Source organism: Serratia sp. C2(1) (assembly GCF_036352655.1).
Taxonomy (GTDB): domain Bacteria; phylum Pseudomonadota; class Gammaproteobacteria; order Enterobacterales; family Enterobacteriaceae; genus Serratia; species Serratia inhibens.
Map to the genome: position 1 here is coordinate 101,717 of NZ_JAZFBA010000002.1, position 18,166 is coordinate 119,882.

Here is an 18,166-nt window from a genome sequence, read left to right on the forward strand (position 1 = left end):
TGTGAGTCTACGTGAGCAGCGAACCTGACATAAGACTCTTTTATGATAGTTGGAAAACGAGATGGCTAATAAAAAGCGTTCTGCTAGCTCCAGTCGCTGGTTACAAGAACACTTTAGCGATAAATATGTGCAACAGGCGCAGAAAAAAGGACTGCGTTCGCGCGCCTGGTTTAAACTTGATGAAATACAGCAGAGTGACAAGCTGTTTAAACCCGGCATGACAGTAGTGGATTTAGGTGCAGCGCCGGGCGGTTGGTCGCAATATGTCGTGACGCAGATCGGCGGTAACGGTCGCATCATCGCCTGTGATATTTTGCCAATGGATCCTATCGTTGGCGTCGATTTCCTTCAGGGCGATTTTCGTGATGAACTGGTCCTTAAAGCTCTGTTGGAACGTGTAGGTGAAAGTAAGGTTCAGGTGGTTATGTCTGACATGGCCCCGAATATGAGTGGCACTCCGGCCGTCGATATTCCGAGATCGATGTATCTGGTGGAATTAGCACTGGGAATGTGTCGTGATGTCCTCGCACCAGGCGGAAGTTTCCTGGTGAAGGTGTTCCAGGGAGATGGCTTTGACGAGTACCTACGGGAAATTCGCTCCCTGTTTACGAAGGTTAAGATTCGTAAGCCAGACGCTTCCCGCGCACGTTCGCGCGAAGTGTACATTGTAGCGACAGGGCGCAAGCTGTAGTACCCTAACGCTGTTTGTTAACACAGTTGTAATATGAGGTTAATCCCTTGAGTGACATGGCGAAAAACCTAATACTCTGGTTAGTCATCGCGGTAGTGTTGATGTCTGTATTCCAGAGCTTTGGGCCCAGCGAGTCGAATGGCCGTAGGGTGGATTACTCTACCTTCATGTCCGAACTGACCCAGGACCAGGTTCGCGAAGCGCGAATCAACGGACGTGAAATTAACGTTACCAAGAAAGACAGTAACAAATACACGACCTACATCCCTGTCAACGATCCTAAGTTGCTGGATACGTTGTTGACGAAAAATGTGAAAGTTGTTGGTGAACCGCCTGAAGAGCCGAGTTTGCTGGCTTCTATCTTTATTTCATGGTTCCCGATGCTGTTGCTGATCGGGGTCTGGATCTTCTTCATGCGGCAGATGCAGGGCGGCGGCGGCAAGGGCGCGATGTCCTTCGGCAAGAGCAAGGCCCGTATGCTGACGGAAGACCAGATCAAAACCACTTTTGCTGACGTTGCCGGTTGCGATGAAGCAAAAGAGGAAGTGAGCGAACTGGTGGAATACCTGCGCGAGCCGAGCCGTTTCCAGAAATTGGGCGGCAAGATCCCGAAAGGCGTGCTGATGGTTGGCCCGCCGGGGACCGGTAAAACGCTGTTGGCGAAAGCCATTGCGGGCGAGGCAAAAGTGCCGTTCTTCACCATTTCCGGCTCCGACTTCGTGGAAATGTTTGTGGGTGTGGGCGCTTCCCGTGTGCGTGACATGTTCGAACAGGCCAAGAAAGCGGCACCGTGCATCATCTTCATCGATGAAATCGACGCCGTCGGTCGCCAGCGTGGTGCCGGTCTGGGTGGCGGTCATGATGAACGTGAGCAAACGCTGAACCAAATGCTGGTTGAGATGGACGGTTTTGAAGGCAATGAAGGCATTATCGTCATCGCTGCGACCAACCGTCCGGACGTGCTTGATCCGGCGTTGCTGCGCCCAGGCCGTTTTGACCGTCAGGTCGTGGTGGGTCTGCCGGACGTGCGTGGCCGTGAACAAATCCTGAAGGTGCATTCACGTCGCGTGCCGTTGGCTCCAGATGTTGATGCTTCTGTGCTTGCACGTGGTACCCCGGGCTTCTCCGGTGCGGACTTGGCCAACCTGGTCAACGAAGCGGCGCTGTTTGCCGCTCGCGGCAACAAACGCGTCGTGTCGATGGTTGAGTTCGAAAAAGCCAAAGACAAGATCATGATGGGTGCGGAACGTCGCTCCATGGTGATGACCGAAGCGCAGAAAGAGTCGACCGCGTATCATGAAGCAGGCCACGCCATTATCGGCCGTCTGGTTCCTGAGCACGATCCGGTGCACAAGGTCACTATCATTCCGCGTGGCCGTGCGTTGGGCGTCACCTTCTTCCTGCCGGAAGGCGATGCGATCAGCGCCAGTCGTCAGAAGTTGGAGAGCCAAATCTCTACTCTGTACGGCGGTCGTCTGGCTGAAGAGATCATTTACGGGCCAGAGAAAGTTTCTACCGGTGCGTCGAACGACATTAAAGTGGCGACCTCGATTGCCCGCAACATGGTGACCCAATGGGGCTTCTCCGAGAAGCTGGGGCCATTGCTGTATGCGGAAGAAGAGGGCGAAGTGTTCCTGGGCCGTTCAGTGGCCAAAGCGAAACACATGTCGGATGAAACTGCGCGCATTATCGACCAGGAAGTGAAATCCCTGATCGAACGCAACTACATCCGTGCGCGTGCATTGTTGATGGAAAACATGGACATCCTGCATTCAATGAAGGATGCCTTGATGAAGTATGAAACCATCGATGCGCCGCAGATCGACGATCTGATGAACCGTAAGGATGTGCGTCCGCCAGCGGGTTGGGACGATGTGAACAAGGGCAGCAATTCCGACAACGGCGGCACTCCAAAAGCCCCTACGCCGGTAGATGAGCCACGCACGCCAAACCCAGGCAATACCATGTCTGAACAGCTAGACAAGTAACTTCGGCTGTGTAATAACATCGAACCCCGGCATGCCGGGGTTTTTTATTGCCCGGCGGGCAGTGACCCAGGCAACAGTAAGGTGAATTAGCGATGCAGTTAACCGTGCGAGACATGACTCTCGATCTTTCCCACCCACGAGTGATGGGGATCCTCAACGTAACCCCGGATTCTTTTTCTGACGGCGGCCGTCACAACACCCTGAATCAGGCGCTGTTGCATGCGCATGCGCTGATTTCGGCCGGTGCGACCATGATTGACGTGGGCGGAGAGTCGACCAGGCCGGGAGCCGCTGAGGTCAGTGAAGAGGAAGAGATCGCACGCGTAGTGCCCGTAGTCGAAGCGATTGCCCAGCGTTTTGAAGTTTTTATCTCGGTGGATACGTCGAAAGCCGGGGTGATCCGCGAGTCGGCTCAGGCGGGGGCGCATCTGATAAACGACGTTCGCTCGCTGCAGGAGCCCGGCGCATTGGCGGCGGCGGCCGAAAGCGGGCTACCGGTGTGCCTGATGCATATGCAGGGGCAACCGCGTACCATGCAGCAGGCACCGCACTATGACGATCTTATTGCAGATGTGAACACCTTTTTCCAACAGCATATCGAACGCTGCAATGCCGCCGGCATTACAAATCAGAAATTGCTGCTCGACCCAGGATTCGGTTTCGGTAAGAATTTGGCTCACAATTATCAACTGCTGGCCAGATTGTCAGAGTTTCATCACTTCGGCCTGCCGCTATTGGTAGGGATGTCGCGTAAGTCGATGATTGGACAGCTGCTGAATGTACCCCCGGAACAGCGGGTTATCGGCAGCGTGGCCTGTGCGGTGATCGCCGCTATGCAGGGCGCACAGATTGTCAGAGTGCATGACGTTAAAGAAACCGTCGAGGCGATGCGTGTCGTCGAGGCAACACTTTCAGCTAAGGGATGACAGAGACATGAGTGAGCGCAAATATTTTGGTACCGACGGTATTCGTGGCAAAGTCGGCGATAGTCCTATTACCCCGGATTTCGTGCTGAAACTTGGTTGGGCGGCAGGTAAGGTGCTGGCACGCCACGGTTCCCGCAAAATCATTATCGGCAAAGATACCCGCATTTCAGGCTACATGCTGGAATCGGCGCTGGAGGCCGGTCTGGCCGCTGCGGGGCTATCCGCCTCGTTCACCGGCCCGATGCCGACGCCGGCGGTGGCTTATCTGACGCGCACCTTCCGTGCTGAAGCCGGGATCGTGATCTCTGCATCACATAACCCATTCTACGACAACGGCATTAAGTTCTTCTCCATTGATGGTGCGAAGCTGCCGGATCATGTCGAAGAAGCCATTGAAGCCGAAATGGAAAAACCGCTGACCTGCGTGGAATCTGCCGAATTGGGCAAGGCCAGCCGGATTATCGATGCCGCCGGTCGTTACATCGAATTCTGCAAGGGTACCTTCCCGAGCGAACTGAGCCTGAAGGGCCTGAAAATCGTGGTGGACTGCGCCAACGGCGCGACCTACCACATCGCACCGAGCGTGTTGCGTGAGTTGGGCGCTACGGTGATTGCTATCGGCGTTGAGCCGGACGGCATGAATATCAATGAGAAATGCGGTGCGACCGATGTTCGCCAACTGCAAGAACGCGTACTGCTGGAAAAAGCGCATGTCGGTCTGGCCTTTGACGGAGACGGCGATCGCGTGATGATGGTTGATCACCTTGGCAACAAGGTGGATGGCGACCAGATTCTGTATATCATCGCCCGTGAGGGGCTGCGTCAGGGCCAGTTGCGCGGTGGCGCTGTCGGTACGTTGATGAGCAATATGGGCCTGGAACTGGCGCTCAAGCAGCTTGGTATCCCGTTTGCCCGTGCGAAAGTGGGTGACCGTTACGTACTGGAGAAGCTGCAGGAACTGGGCTGGCGCATTGGCGCGGAAAACTCGGGCCACGTGATCCTGTTGGACAAAACCACGACGGGCGATGGCATCATTGCCGGCCTACAGGTGCTGACCGCGATAGTGCGTAACAGCATGAGTTTGCACGATCTGTGCAGCGGCATGAAACTGTTGCCGCAGATCTTGGTGAACGTGCGTTTTGTCGGCGAGCACAACCCGTTGGAGTCTGAAGCGGTGCGTAAAGTCGCTGAGCAGGTTGAAACCGAGTTGGCTGGCCGTGGCCGCGTTCTTTTGCGTAAATCAGGCACTGAACCTTTGATCCGCGTGATGGTGGAAGGTGAGGATGAACAGCAGGTTACCGCATTGGCGCACCGTATTGCCGATGCGGTGAAGTCCGCCGGTTAACGGGCCGCGGACAAGCCGGGGGCGGTTTGCAGCCCCCGGAAAACACAGCCTGCGAATTTTATTGGTGTTTTTTTCCGCAAACGCGCCGGCGGCTGCAAATTGCCCTTGCGTGGGTTAGCTGCTTTGGTTAGTATTCACACCCGCTTCAGTGGGCAGTTTGATACAATGCCTGCGACTTCTTAATAGAAAAGAAGCCTTTGGGGTGTGAAGCATTTGGCACGCGGTGAAGCCGCAAGGATACGGGTACAACTATGTACGAAGCTCTTCTGGTAATTTTCCTGCTGATCTCAATCGGGCTGGTTGCTCTGATTATGCTGCAGCAAGGTAAAGGCGCTGATATGGGAGCCTCATTCGGAGCAGGTGCATCTGGCACATTGTTCGGTTCGAGTGGTTCCGGTAACTTCATGACCCGCATGACGGCTGTTCTGGCGGCGCTGTTCTTCGTCATCAGTTTGATCCTGGGCAACCTGAGCACCAACCAGAGCAAGAAAGGCAGCGAGTGGGAAAACCTCGGTCAGCCAGTGAAATCTGAGCAGACTACCGCACCGGCAGCACCAACCAAGCCGAGCAGCGATATCCCACAGTAAGCGGCAAGCAGTAACAGAGTTTGAAAACGGTTGTTGTTACCTCAATAAAATAACAGCCGTTAGCAGCAAGAATCAGTACCGAGGTGGTGGAATTGGTAGACACGCTACCTTGAGGTGGTAGTGCCCTAACGGGCTTGTGGGTTCGAGTCCCATCCTCGGTACCAAATCCCAGAGATAACTTGCAATTTTGCGATTATCGGCGTAGTATTTGCCACGTTTTCGGACGCGGGGTGGAGCAGCCTGGTAGCTCGTCGGGCTCATAACCCGAAGGTCGTCGGTTCAAATCCGGCCCCCGCAACCACTTTCCTTTAAGTGTTTATTTTCAAATACACTTTTCGATTGAAATCCGCTTTTCTCGAACAACATTTGAAAATGGCACTTGTTAGAAAGTTGCACCGAAGCCGCTTTGCGGCAAACAGGGTCCAGTTGCATAAAGCCCCGAATTTTCGGGGTTTTTTGTTATTTGGCAACAGAATCACTGGGCTATTAGGCCCTTTTTTTATGTCTTGGGGGTGGGCTTGTCCACATTAGAGCAAAAATTAACAGAGATGCTTTCGGCACCGGTAGAAGCGTTGGGCTTTGAGCTTGTAGGCATCGAATTTATTCGTGCGCGCCAATCGACGCTCCGTATCTATATTGATAGTGAAAATGGCATCAATGTTGACGATTGTGCTGATGTCAGCCACCAGGTCAGCGCTGTATTGGACGTCGAAGAACCAATCACAGTCGCTTACAACTTGGAAGTCTCCTCTCCTGGCCTTGATCGCCCGATGTTCACCGCTGAGCACTATACTCGTTTCCTCGGTGAAGAAGTCAGCCTGGTCCTGCGCATGGCCGTACAGAACCGTCGCAAATGGCAGGGCATTATTAAGTCTGTCGATGGCGAGATGATCACGGTTACTGTGGAAGGGAAAGATGAAGTGTTCGCGCTGAGCAACATCCAGAAAGCGAACCTGGTACCCCACTTTTAAAGTTTGGATGAGGCAACTAGGATGAATAAAGAGATTCTGGCTGTTGTTGAAGCTGTTTCCAACGAAAAATCCCTTCCGCGTGAGAAGATTTTCGAAGCGTTGGAAACCGCATTAGCCACCGCAACCAAGAAAAAATACGAGCAGGAAATTGAGGTTCGCGTCAGCATTGACCGCAAAACCGGCGATTTCGATACCTTCCGTCGTTGGGTCGCCGTAGATGAAGTGACCCAGCCAACGCGTGAAATCACGCTGGAAGCCGCTCAGTACGAAGAGCCTGGCATCGAGTTGGGCGGGTACATTGAAGATCAGATCGAATCTGTGACCTTTGACCGTATCACCACCCAAACCGCGAAACAGGTTATCGTACAGAAAGTACGTGAAGCCGAACGCGCCATGGTCGTTGACGCTTTCCGCCAGCACGAAGGTGAAATCGTTACCGGCGTGGTGAAGAAAGTTAACCGTGACAGCATTGCGCTGGACCTGGGCAGCAACGCCGAGGCGGTTATTGGCCGAGAAGACATGCTGCCGCGCGAAAACTTCCGTCCGGGCGACCGCATTCGCGGCATATTGTACGCCGTCCGTCCTGAAGCTCGTGGCGCACAGCTGTTCGTCAGCCGCTCCAGCGCCGAGATGCTGAAAGAACTGTTCCGCATCGAAGTGCCGGAAATCGGCGAAGAAGTGATTGAGATTAAAGCGGCAGCCCGTGATCCTGGCTCCCGTGCAAAAATTGCTGTGAAAACCAACGACAAACGCATCGACCCGGTCGGCGCTTGCGTAGGTATGCGCGGTGCGCGCGTTCAGGCCGTTTCGAGTGAACTCGGCGGTGAGCGTATCGATATCATCCTGTGGGATGATAACCCTGCGCAGTTCGTCATCAACGCCATGGCCCCGGCAGACGTTGCCTCTATCGTGGTTGATGAAGATAATTGCACCATGGATATCGCCGTTGAAGCCAGCAATCTGGCACAGGCGATCGGCCGTAATGGCCAAAACGTGCGTTTGGCTTCCCAATTGTTAAAACAGCATCGTGACGATGACCGTTGGGAACTGAACGTGATGACGGCGGACGATCTGCAGGCCAAGCACCAGGCCGAAGCTCATGCCGCCATTGATACCTTCACCAAGTATCTTGATATCGACGAAGATTTCGCCACCGTACTGGTCGAAGAAGGCTTCTCTACTCTGGAAGAGTTGGCTTATGTGCCAATCAAAGAGCTGCTGGAAATTGACGGTCTGGATGAAGATATGGTTGAAGCGTTGCGCGATCGCGCCAAAGCTGCATTGACCACGCTTGCCCTGGCCCAAGAAGAGAGCCTGGGTGACCAAAAACCTGCTGACGATTTGCTCAACCTTCCGGGTCTTGAGCGCAGCATGGCCTTTAAACTGGCCGCGCGTGGGGTTTGTACGCTGGAAGATCTTGCCGAGCAGGGTGTTGACGATCTGGCTGATATTGAAGGGCTTAGCGATGAGCAAGCCGGCGAGCTGATTATGGCCGCACGTAATATCTGTTGGTTTGGCGACAACGCGTAATAAACTGTAGCAGGAAGGAACAGCATGACGACAGATGTAACCGTAAAATCGCTGGCAGCAGAGATTCAGACTCCAGTTGATCGCCTGGTACAGCAGTTTGCTGATGCAGGGATTAACAAGTCTGAGACAGACTCTGTAACCCAGCACGAGAAAGAAGCCTTACTGGCGCACCTTAACCGTGAACACGGTAGTGCGCCGGGTAAGCTCACGTTGCAGCGCAAAACGCGCAGCACCTTGAATATTCCGAGCACCGGCGGTAAAAGTAAATCGGTGCAAATCGAAGTCCGCAAGAAACGCACTTATGTAAATCGCGATACGCCAGAAGCCCAGCAGGCTGAAGCGGCAGAGCAGGCACAGCGTGAAGCGGAAGAGCAGGCACAGCGCGCAGCGGAAGAGCTGGCGAAACGCGAAGCAGAAGCAAAGCGCGCAGCCGAAGACCAAGCCAAACGTGAGGCCGCGGAGATTGCTAAGCGTAATTCAGCGGAAAAAGAAAAAGTGACCAATCAACATACCGACGAAATGACCAAGCCAGCTCAGGCAGAAAAAGCACGCCGTGAAGCCGAAGCCGCAGAACTGAAACGTAAAGCGGAAGAGGAAGTGCGCCGTAAGGTTGAAGAAGACGCCAAACGCGTAGCGGAAGAAGCGCGCCGCATGGCCGAAGAGAATGGCGAGAAGTGGGCTGAAGCTGAAGCGGCAAGCGCTGCGGTTGAAACAGCCGATTACCACGTGACCACCTCTCAGCACGCCCGTGCAGCCGAAGACGAAAACGACGCCAAAGTTGAAGGCGAGCGCCGCGCCCGTACTCGTGGCGGCAAAGCGACCAAGCAGAAGAAAGGCAACAAGCTTTCCGAGTCTAAAGCAGACCGCGAAGAAGCGCGCGCCGTTACCCGTGGCGGTAAAGGCAAGCGTAAGCCAAGCACCCTTCAGCAGGGCTTCAACAAGCCGGCTCAGGTGGTTAACCGTGACGTTGTGATCGGCGAAACCATCACCGTAGCCGAACTGGCTAACAAAATGGCGGTTAAAGGCTCTCAGGTCATCAAAGCGATGATGAAACTGGGCGCAATGGCCACCATTAACCAGGTCATCGATCAGGAAACCGCGCAGCTGGTTGCCGAAGAGATGGGCCACAAAGTTATCCTGCGTCGTGAGAACGAGCTGGAAGAAGCGCTGATGAGCGACCGTGATACCGGTGCTGCCGCCGAGTCGCGTGCACCTGTCGTGACCATCATGGGCCACGTTGACCACGGTAAAACTTCTCTGCTGGATTACATCCGCTCCACCAAGGTGGCAGCAGGCGAGGCCGGTGGTATTACCCAGCATATCGGTGCTTACCACGTAGAAACCGACAACGGCATGATCACCTTCCTGGATACCCCAGGCCACGCAGCCTTTACTTCAATGCGTGCTCGCGGTGCTCAGGCGACCGACATCGTTGTTCTGGTTGTTGCTGCCGACGACGGCGTGATGCCGCAAACCATCGAAGCTATCCAGCATGCGAAAGCAGCGAAGGTACCGTTGGTCGTTGCAGTGAACAAAATTGACAAACCGGAAGCCGATCCGGATCGCGTTAAGCAGGAACTGTCCCAGTACGGCGTTATGCCGGAAGAGTGGGGCGGCGAAGCACAGTTCGTTCACGTATCTGCGAAAGCCGGTACCGGTATCGACGAACTGTTGAACGCTATCCTGTTGCAGGCTGAAGTTCTCGAACTGAAAGCCGTACGCAGCGGCATGGCCAGCGGCGTGGTTATTGAATCCTTCCTGGATAAAGGTCGTGGTCCGGTTGCTACCGTGCTGGTGCAGGAAGGTACGCTGAACAAAGGCGATATCGTTCTGTGTGGCTTCGAATACGGCCGTGTACGTGCGATGCGTGACGAACTGGGTCGCGAAGTGACCTCTGCCGGTCCTTCTATTCCGGTTGAGATCTTGGGCCTGTCCAGCGTTCCTGCCGCCGGTGATGAAGCGACCGTGGTGCGTGACGAGAAGAAAGCGCGTGAAGTTGCGCTGTACCGTCAAGGCAAGTTCCGTGAAGTTAAGCTGGCACGTCAGCAGAAATCTAAACTGGAAAACATGTTCGCCAACATGACCGACGGTGAAGTTTCTGAGCTGAACATCGTACTGAAGTCCGACGTACAGGGTTCTTGTGAAGCGATTAGCGAATCACTGCAGAAACTCTCTACCGATGAAGTGAAAGTGAAGATTGTTGGCTCCGGCGTAGGGGGTATCACCGAAACCGACGCTACGCTGGCAGCGGCTTCCAATGCCATCATCTTGGGCTTCAACGTCCGTGCCGACGCTTCTGCGCGCCGCGTGATTGAAGCAGAAAGCCTGGATCTGCGTTACTACTCCGTGATCTATAACCTGATCGACGAAGTGAAGCAGGCGATGAGCGGTATGCTGGCGCCTGAGTACAAGCAGCAGATTATCGGTCTGGCCGCAGTGCGTGACGTGTTCAAATCACCGAAATTCGGCGCCATCGCAGGTTGTATGGTTACCGAAGGGACAATCAAGCGTCACAACCCAATCCGCGTCCTGCGCGACAACGTGGTTATCTATGAAGGCGAGCTGGAATCCCTGCGCCGCTTCAAAGATGACGTTAACGAAGTCCGTAACGGCATGGAATGTGGTATCGGCGTTAAGAACTACAACGACGTGCGCGTCGGCGACATGATCGAAGTGTTCGAAATCATTGAGATTCAACGCACCATCGCTTAACGCTTGCACATCTGCTTAAGTCTGTTCCGGGGGGCCTTGTGCCCCCCGATTTGTCTGGAGAATCCATAATGGCAAAAGAATTCAGCCGCGGTCAGCGCGTGGCACAAGAGATGCAAAAAGAGATTGCTATCATTCTGCAGCGTGAAGTCAAAGACCCGCGTATCGGCATGGCTACCGTTTCTGGTGTAGAAGTTTCTCGCGATTTGGCGTACGCCAAGGTTTACGTCACCTTCCTGAACGTGTTGACCGAAAACGCCGATCCGGATCTGGTACCTAAAGGCATTAAAGCTCTGGAAGACGCTTCCGGCTACATCCGCACGCTGCTGGGCAAAGCCATGCGTCTGCGCGTGGTGCCTGAGCTGACCTTCGCGTACGACAACTCACTGGTGGAAGGCATGCGCATGTCCAACCTGGTGACTAACGTGGTGAAAAACGACGCCGAACGCCGTTCCGCATCAGGCGATGACGAGGAGGCTTAATGAGTCGCCCTCGTCGCCGTGGCCGTGATATTCACGGCGTATTGTTGCTGGACAAACCGCAGGGCCTGTCGTCCAACGACGCTTTGCAAAAAGTGAAACGCCTTTATAACGCCAATCGCGCGGGCCACACCGGCGCGCTCGATCCGCTGGCGACCGGCATGCTGCCGATCTGCCTGGGCGAGGCGACCAAATTCTCGCAATTCCTGCTCGACTCCGATAAACGCTATCGTGTCATTGCCAGGCTGGGTCAGCGCACTGACACCTCGGATGCGGACGGCCAGATTGTGCAAGAGCGCCCGGTGAACTTCACTCAGGCGCAACTTGATGCGGCACTGGACAGTTTCCGTGGCGATATCAAGCAGGTGCCGTCGATGTACTCGGCGCTGAAGTATCAGGGCAAGAAACTCTATGAGTATGCACGCCAGGGTATCGAAGTACCGCGTGAAGCGCGCAGCATCACGGTTTATGAACTGCAGTTCATTCGCTGGGAAGGGGATGAGCTGGAGTTGGAAATTCATTGCTCGAAAGGCACCTACATCCGCACTATCACCGATGATCTCGGCGAATTGCTGGGCTGCGGCGCGCACGTGATCTATCTGCGTCGCTTGCAGGTAGCGACTTATCCAATCGAACGCATGGTCACGCTTGAACAGTTGAATGCGTTGCTGGAGCAGGCTCAGGCACAAGACATCGCGCCTGGCGAGTTGCTCGATCCGTTGCTGATGCCGATGGACAGCCCGGTAGAAAACTACCCGGAAGTGAATTTGCTGCCCGTCGTTGCGGGTTACGTCAAGCAGGGGCAACCGGTACAAGTTGCCGGCGCACCGGCCTCGGGCATGGTGCGAATGACTGAAGGTGAAGAGCGTAAATTTATCGGCGTCGGCGACATCGCCGATGACGGTCGCGTAGCGCCGCGCCGCCTGGTAGTCGAACATTTCGACTGAGGGTAGAAAACGCACTGCCTTGCGATCGCACTGCGCTAAGAGTAGAATGGCGCAGCTTATGCATTGGGTTGCTGAATTAGAGATCGGCGCCTGTATTTATTATCTATAATCTGGAGTATGACAATGTCTCTAAGTGTTGAAGCTAAAGCTCAAATCGTAGCTGATTTTGGTCGTGGTACTAACGACAGCGGTTCTACCGAAGTTCAGGTTGCCCTGTTGACTGCGCAGATCAACCATCTGCAAGGCCACTTCTCAGAACACAAAAAAGATCACCACAGCCGTCGTGGTCTGCTGCGTATGGTTTCTCAGCGTCGTAAGCTGCTGGACTACCTGAAGCGTAAAGATGTAGCACGTTACACCAGCCTGATCGAGCGTCTGGGTCTGCGTCGCTAATCTAGCAAGTTTCAGCGGAAAGGGGCCTATTTTGGCCCCTTTCTTCTAGGAAGCATAAGCAAATCAGGTTAATGTATTACTGATGTTTCCAAACAGGTTCTTCCGTTACAGAGGTTCGCGCGGCTAATGAGAGGCTTTGTCTCAGGCTTGAGATAAGGATTGTCATTAGTCGCGAGGATGTAGTGAGAAGGCAAATCGAGTCACTGGCGTGTCGAGTCGTCAATACGATTGCGCGCCGTTAATCAAGGATATAATTTTGCTGACACCGATCATTCGCAAATTCCAGTATGGCCAGCATACCGTCACCATCGAGACCGGTATGATGGCTCGTCAGGCCACCGCCGCCGTTATGGTGAGCATGGATGACACCGCAGTATTCGTTACCGTAGTTGGCCAGAAAAAAGCCAAGCCAGGCCAAAGCTTCTTCCCGCTGACCGTTAACTATCAGGAGCGTACTTACGCTGCTGGTCGTATCCCGGGCAGCTTCTTCCGTCGTGAAGGCCGTCCGAGCGAAGGCGAAACCCTGACCTCGCGCCTGATTGACCGTCCGATCCGTCCACTGTTCCCGGACAGCTTCCTGAATGAAGTTCAGGTGATCGCGACCGTAGTTTCCGTTAACCCGCAGGTAAACCCGGACATCGTTGCGATGATCGGTGCCTCTGCAGCCCTGAGCCTGTCCGGTATTCCGTTCAACGGCCCAATCGGCGCTGCACGCGTGGGTTACATCAACAATCAGTACGTGCTGAACCCAACCACCGACGAGCTGAAAGAAAGCAGCCTGGACTTGGTGGTTGCCGGTACCGCTGGCGCAGTACTGATGGTTGAATCCGAAGCTGACGTTCTGAGCGAAGATCAGATGCTGGGCGCGGTGGTCTTTGGCCACGAGCAACAGCAGATTGTTATCGAAAACATCAACTCCCTGGTTGCCGAAGCCGGCAAGCCTAAGTGGGACTGGCAGGCACCTGCAATCAACGAAGCGCTGCACGCGCGCGTTGCAGAACTGGCAGAAAGCCGTCTGGGCGACGCTTATCACATCACCGAAAAACAAGAGCGTTACGCTCAGGTAGATGCGATCAAGAGCAGCGTAGTTGAAGCCCTGCTGGCGCAGGACGAGACCCTGGACGCGTCTGAAATTCAGGACATCCTGGGCAGCGTTGAGAAAAACGTTGTACGTAGCCGCGTACTGCGTGGCGAGCCGCGTATCGACGGCCGCGAAAAAGACATGATCCGTGGCCTGGACGTGCGCACCGGCGTACTGCCGCGTACCCACGGTTCCGCACTGTTCACCCGTGGCGAGACTCAGGCTCTGGTTACCGCAACGCTGGGCACCGCCCGTGACGCGCAGAATCTGGACGAGCTGATGGGTGAGAAAACCGACAGCTTCCTGTTCCACTATAACTTCCCTCCGTACTCCGTAGGTGAGACCGGTATGGTGGGTTCGCCTAAACGTCGTGAAATTGGTCACGGTCGCCTGGCGAAACGCGGCGTATTGGCTATGATGCCTAAACCAGAAGATTTCCCGTACACGGTGCGTGTGGTTTCCGAGATCACCGAATCCAACGGTTCTTCTTCAATGGCTTCTGTCTGTGGTGCCTCTTTGGCGCTGATGGACGCAGGCGTGCCAATCAAGGCAGCCGTTGCGGGTATCGCAATGGGCCTGGTTAAAGAACAAGATAACTTTGTCGTTCTGTCCGACATTCTGGGTGACGAAGATCACCTGGGCGACATGGACTTCAAAGTAGCCGGTAGCCGTGACGGTATTACCGCGCTGCAGATGGACATTAAAATTGAAGGCATCACCCGCGAAATCATGCAGGTGGCACTGAACCAGGCCAAGGGCGCGCGTCTGCACATCCTGGGCGTAATGGAACAGGCTATCAGCACCCCGCGTGGCGATATCTCTCAGTTCGCACCACGTATCCACACAATCCGGATCAACCCGGACAAGATCAAAGACGTGATCGGTAAAGGCGGCTCTGTCATCCGTGCGCTGACTGAAGAGACCGGTACTACCATCGAAATCGAAGATGATGGTACGGTTAAAATTGCTGCTACCGACGGTGAGAAAGCGAAGTTCGCTATCCGCCGTATCGAAGAGATCACCGCAGAGATCGAAGTGGGCCGTATTTACCAGGGTAAAGTGACCCGTATCGTTGATTTCGGCGCATTCGTGGCGATCGGCGGCGGTAAAGAAGGTCTGGTGCACATCTCTCAAATCGCTGACAAGCGCGTTGAGAAAGTGACCGACTATCTGCAGATGGGTCAGGAAGTACCGGTTAAGGTGCTGGAAGTTGACCGTCAGGGCCGTGTGCGTCTGAGCATTAAAGAAGCTACAGCGCCAGAAGCAGATTCATCTGCGCCTGCGCCTGAAGCAGAATAACTGTATAGATAGATTTACAGCTCCCTGCCATGGGGTTGGGAGCTGTTCGTATCGCGCGGGTAGGATGCCTGCGTATTAGCAAACGGATGACAGGACGTTCATCCAATGTTTGTCTTCGGGAGTGGGAAATGAAGCCTTTCTTGCGCTGGTGTTACGTTGCGACAGCACTCATGCTGGCAGGATGCAGCAACCATGATTGGCGTAAAGACGAAGTTTTGGCGATCCCGTTGCAGCCAACTCTGCAGCAGGAAGTGATCCTGGCGCGCATGGAACAAATACTTGCCAGCCGGGCACTGACGGACGATGAGCGTGCGCAGCTTTTATATGAGCGCGGTGTGCTGTATGATAGCCTCGGGCTACGTGCACTGGCGCGCAATGATTTCTCGCAAGCGCTGGCGATACGTCCTGATATGCCAGAAGTTTTCAACTACCTGGGCATTTACTTAACGCAGGCAGGCAATTTTGATGCTGCCTATGAAGCGTTTGATTCTGTACTAGAGCTTGATCCAACTTACAATTACGCGCGTTTAAACCGGGGCATCGCACTGTATTATGGCGGCCGCTTCCCGTTGGCGCAGGATGATCTGCAGGCGTTTTATCAAGACGACCCAAACGATCCCTTCCGTTCGTTGTGGCTGTATCTTGTGGAAAGAGAAATCGATCCCAAGAAGGCTGACGTAGCGCTCCAGCAGCGTTATGACAAAGCGAACCGAGGGCAATGGGGATGGAATATTGTCGAATTCTACCTGGGCAACATCAGCGAAAAAACGCTGATGGAAAGGCTCAAGGCAGAGGCAACGGATAACACTTCGCTCGCTGAGCATCTCAGTGAAACTGACTTCTATTTGGGTAAACACTACCTGAGTCTGGGGGACAAGGACACCGCTTCGGCGCTGTTCAAACTGACGGTTGCTAACAACGTTCATAATTTCGTTGAGCACCGCTATGCATTGTTGGAATTGGCGCTGTTGGGCCAAGAACAAGACGACCTATCGGAATCGGACCAGCAATAGCTGACGAACAACTATCAGCCTGATATACATTGGTTTTTTGCCAAAGTTATCGCCTTAACGGGCGAGGGCTTCTTTGTTCGTTTTATAATCTAATTTGAGCCGGTTCACACTTTTCAATGAAAATGACTGAAAATTTTCTCGACGAGTTATGTAGACTGGCTGCCATTATTAATGAGGCACGTGTACATGACTACTGAGCTTGAAACCTCTTTTGCTGACCTGGGGCTGTCCGCTCCTATCATTTCTGCCCTGACCGATCTGGGCTACGAAAAACCGTCACCGATCCAGGCTGAGTGTATTCCTCACCTGTTGAACGGCCGTGATGTGCTGGGCATGGCGCAGACCGGTAGCGGTAAAACTGCAGCGTTCTCGCTGCCACTGCTGCACAACCTTGACGCTTCCCTGAAGGCACCACAGATTCTGGTGCTGGCACCGACCCGCGAACTGGCGGTTCAGGTTGCGGAAGCGATGACTGATTTCTCTAAACATATGACTGGCGTTAACGTTGTTGCCCTGTACGGCGGCCAACGTTACGACGTGCAGCTGCGCGCCTTGCGTCAGGGCCCACAAATCGTAGTGGGTACCCCAGGCCGTCTGCTGGACCACCTGAAACGCGGCACGCTGAACCTCTCTAACCTGAGCGGTCTGGTGCTGGATGAAGCCGACGAAATGCTGCGCATGGGCTTTATCGAAGACGTGGAAACCATCATGGCGGAGATCCCGGCTGAACATCAGACCGCGCTGTTCTCTGCAACCATGCCGGAAGCGATCCGTCGCATTACCCGTCGCTTTATGAAAGATCCGCAGGAAGTGCGCATTCAGTCCAGCATCACTACCCGTCCGGACATCAGCCAGAGCTACTGGACTGCGCAAGGCATGCGCAAGAACGAAGCGTTGGTGCGTTTCCTGGAAGCGGAAGACTTTGATGCGGCGATCATCTTCGTGCGTACCAAAAACGCGACCCTGGAAGTGGCTGAAGCGCTGGAGCGCAGCGGCTACAGCAGCGCCGCACTGAACGGTGACATGAACCAGGCGCTGCGTGAGCAGACCCTGGAGCGTCTGAAAGACGGTCGTCTGGATATCCTGATCGCGACCGACGTTGCCGCTCGTGGTCTGGACGTTGAGCGTATCAGCCTGGTTGTGAACTACGACATCCCTATGGATTCCGAGTCCTACGTTCACCGTATCGGCCGTACCGGTCGTGCCGGTCGTGCCGGTCGTGCGCTGCTGTTCGTGGAAAACCGCGAACGCCGCCTGCTGCGCAACATCGAACGTACCATGAAGCTGACCATTCCAGAAGTTGAGCTGCCAAATGCAGAGCTGCTGGGTGAGCGTCGTCTGGCCAAGTTCGCCGCTAAAGTACAGCAACAGCTGGAAAGCAGCGATCTGGACATGTACCGCGCACTGCTGGCTAAACTGCAGCCGGAAGAAGAGCTGGAAATGGAAACCCTGGCCGCAGCACTGCTGAAAATGGCGCAGGGCGAACGTCCTCTGATTCTGCCACCGGATCCGGTGTTCAAGCCGCGTCAACGTCGTGAGTTCAACGACCGTGACGATCGTGGTAACGACCGTCGTCGTGAAGCGCGTCCAGACAGCCGTGACGGTGGCGCTGAGCGTCCGCGTCGCGAACGTCGTGACGTTGGCGAAATGCAGCTGTACCGCATTGAAGTGGGCCGTGATGACGGTGTGGAAGTTCGTCATATCGTTGGCGCGATCGCTAACGAAGGTGATATCAGCAGCCGTTACATCGGTAACATCAAGTTGTTTGCCGGCCACTCCACCATCGAACTGCCAAAAGGTATGCCGGGCGAGATCCTGTCTCATTTCACCCGTACCCGTATCCTGAACAAGCCGATGAACATGCAATTGCTGGGCGATGCACAGCCGCATGAACGTCGTGAGCGTCGCGAAGGCGGGGCTCCTGGTGCCGGTGGCGAGCGTCGTGGCGGTGCTCGTCCGTTCAACGGCGAACGTCGCGAAGGTGCCGGCGCCGGTGCTCCACGTCGTTCTTTCAATGAGCGTCGCGAAGGCGGTAACGCCAACGCCGGTGGCGAGCGTCGTGGCGGTAACTTCAACCGTGACGGCCAACGCGCACCGCGTCGTGATGATGCCGCTCCGGCTGCACCACGTCGCCGTTTCGGCGATGCATAACGTCTGATTTAGCCGTTCGCGGTCAATCACACTGAAAAACCAGCCTTCGGGCTGGT

The 18,166-nt window shown here is 54.8% G+C and carries 15 protein-coding genes and 2 tRNA genes; all 17 read left to right on the forward strand.

Going from position 1 to position 18,166, the window contains the following annotated elements; genetic code table 11:
• Window positions 1-61 precede the first annotated feature (61 nt).
• The 17 genes from rlmE to V2S86_RS16105 all read left to right on the forward strand — a co-directional run bounded on the left by rlmE (window position 62) and on the right by V2S86_RS16105 (window position 18,110).
• Entirely contained in the window at window positions 62-691 is a 630-nt protein-coding gene (gene rlmE, locus V2S86_RS16030; protein ID WP_004952836.1) for a 23S rRNA (uridine(2552)-2'-O)-methyltransferase RlmE, read from the forward strand.
• Between the two features lie 56 nt (window positions 692-747).
• Window positions 748-2,679: an ATP-dependent zinc metalloprotease FtsH gene (gene ftsH / locus V2S86_RS16035; RefSeq protein ID WP_006317499.1), complete on the forward strand. Its 1,932-nt coding sequence runs from the start codon at window positions 748-750 to the stop codon at window positions 2,677-2,679.
• A 92-nt stretch (window positions 2,680-2,771) separates the two neighbouring features.
• Window positions 2,772-3,605, forward strand: a complete 834-nt coding sequence (gene folP, locus V2S86_RS16040; RefSeq protein WP_330763270.1) for a dihydropteroate synthase — start codon at window positions 2,772-2,774, stop codon at window positions 3,603-3,605.
• 7 nt (window positions 3,606-3,612) lie between these two features.
• A complete protein-coding gene (glmM, locus tag V2S86_RS16045) occupies window positions 3,613-4,950 on the forward strand; it encodes a phosphoglucosamine mutase (RefSeq protein WP_330763271.1) in 1,338 nt (445 codons plus the stop codon).
• A gap of 251 nt (window positions 4,951-5,201) precedes the next feature.
• Entirely contained in the window at window positions 5,202-5,537 is a 336-nt protein-coding gene (secG, locus tag V2S86_RS16050) for a preprotein translocase subunit SecG (RefSeq protein WP_006317502.1), read from the forward strand.
• Between the two features lie 77 nt (window positions 5,538-5,614).
• Window positions 5,615-5,701: transfer RNA gene (locus V2S86_RS16055), tRNA-Leu, on the forward strand.
• Window positions 5,702-5,761: 60 nt separating this feature from the next.
• A tRNA-Met gene (locus tag V2S86_RS16060) sits at window positions 5,762-5,838 on the forward strand.
• A 217-nt stretch (window positions 5,839-6,055) separates the two neighbouring features.
• The gene (gene rimP / locus V2S86_RS16065; RefSeq protein ID WP_004952852.1) at window positions 6,056-6,508 is read left to right on the forward strand and encodes a ribosome maturation factor RimP; all 453 of its coding nucleotides are present in this window, start codon (window positions 6,056-6,058) and stop codon (window positions 6,506-6,508) included.
• 21 nt (window positions 6,509-6,529) lie between these two features.
• A complete protein-coding gene (gene nusA, locus V2S86_RS16070; RefSeq protein ID WP_004952855.1) occupies window positions 6,530-8,038 on the forward strand; it encodes a transcription termination factor NusA in 1,509 nt (502 codons plus the stop codon).
• A gap of 24 nt (window positions 8,039-8,062) precedes the next feature.
• The gene (gene infB / locus V2S86_RS16075; RefSeq protein ID WP_004952860.1) at window positions 8,063-10,750 is read left to right on the forward strand and encodes a translation initiation factor IF-2; all 2,688 of its coding nucleotides are present in this window, start codon (window positions 8,063-8,065) and stop codon (window positions 10,748-10,750) included.
• Window positions 10,751-10,818: 68 nt separating this feature from the next.
• Window positions 10,819-11,229 (forward strand): 30S ribosome-binding factor RbfA, encoded by a 411-nt coding sequence (gene rbfA / locus V2S86_RS16080; protein WP_004952863.1) that lies wholly within the window; start codon window positions 10,819-10,821, stop codon window positions 11,227-11,229.
• Entirely contained in the window at window positions 11,229-12,173 is a 945-nt protein-coding gene (truB, locus tag V2S86_RS16085) for a tRNA pseudouridine(55) synthase TruB (RefSeq protein WP_212558299.1), read from the forward strand. Before rbfA ends, truB begins: the two co-directional genes overlap by 1 nt.
• Before the next feature lie 123 nt (window positions 12,174-12,296).
• Window positions 12,297-12,566 carry a 30S ribosomal protein S15 gene (gene rpsO / locus V2S86_RS16090; RefSeq protein WP_004933502.1) on the forward strand — a complete coding sequence of 90 codons (270 nt, stop codon included), beginning with the start codon at window positions 12,297-12,299 and terminating at the stop codon, window positions 12,564-12,566.
• A gap of 256 nt (window positions 12,567-12,822) precedes the next feature.
• Window positions 12,823-14,946, forward strand: a complete 2,124-nt coding sequence (gene pnp, locus V2S86_RS16095) for a polyribonucleotide nucleotidyltransferase (RefSeq protein WP_330763272.1) — start codon at window positions 12,823-12,825, stop codon at window positions 14,944-14,946.
• A 128-nt stretch (window positions 14,947-15,074) separates the two neighbouring features.
• Entirely contained in the window at window positions 15,075-15,959 is an 885-nt protein-coding gene (gene nlpI / locus V2S86_RS16100; protein ID WP_065505782.1) for a lipoprotein NlpI, read from the forward strand.
• A gap of 122 nt (window positions 15,960-16,081) precedes the next feature.
• Entirely contained in the window at window positions 16,082-16,156 is a 75-nt protein-coding gene (yrbN, locus tag V2S86_RS25480) for a protein YrbN (RefSeq protein WP_223499600.1), read from the forward strand.
• Entirely contained in the window at window positions 16,146-18,110 is a 1,965-nt protein-coding gene (locus V2S86_RS16105; RefSeq protein WP_330763273.1) for a DEAD/DEAH family ATP-dependent RNA helicase, read from the forward strand. The genes yrbN and V2S86_RS16105 overlap by 11 nt, the downstream gene beginning before the upstream one ends.
• The last annotated feature ends 56 nt before the right edge of the window (window positions 18,111-18,166 follow it).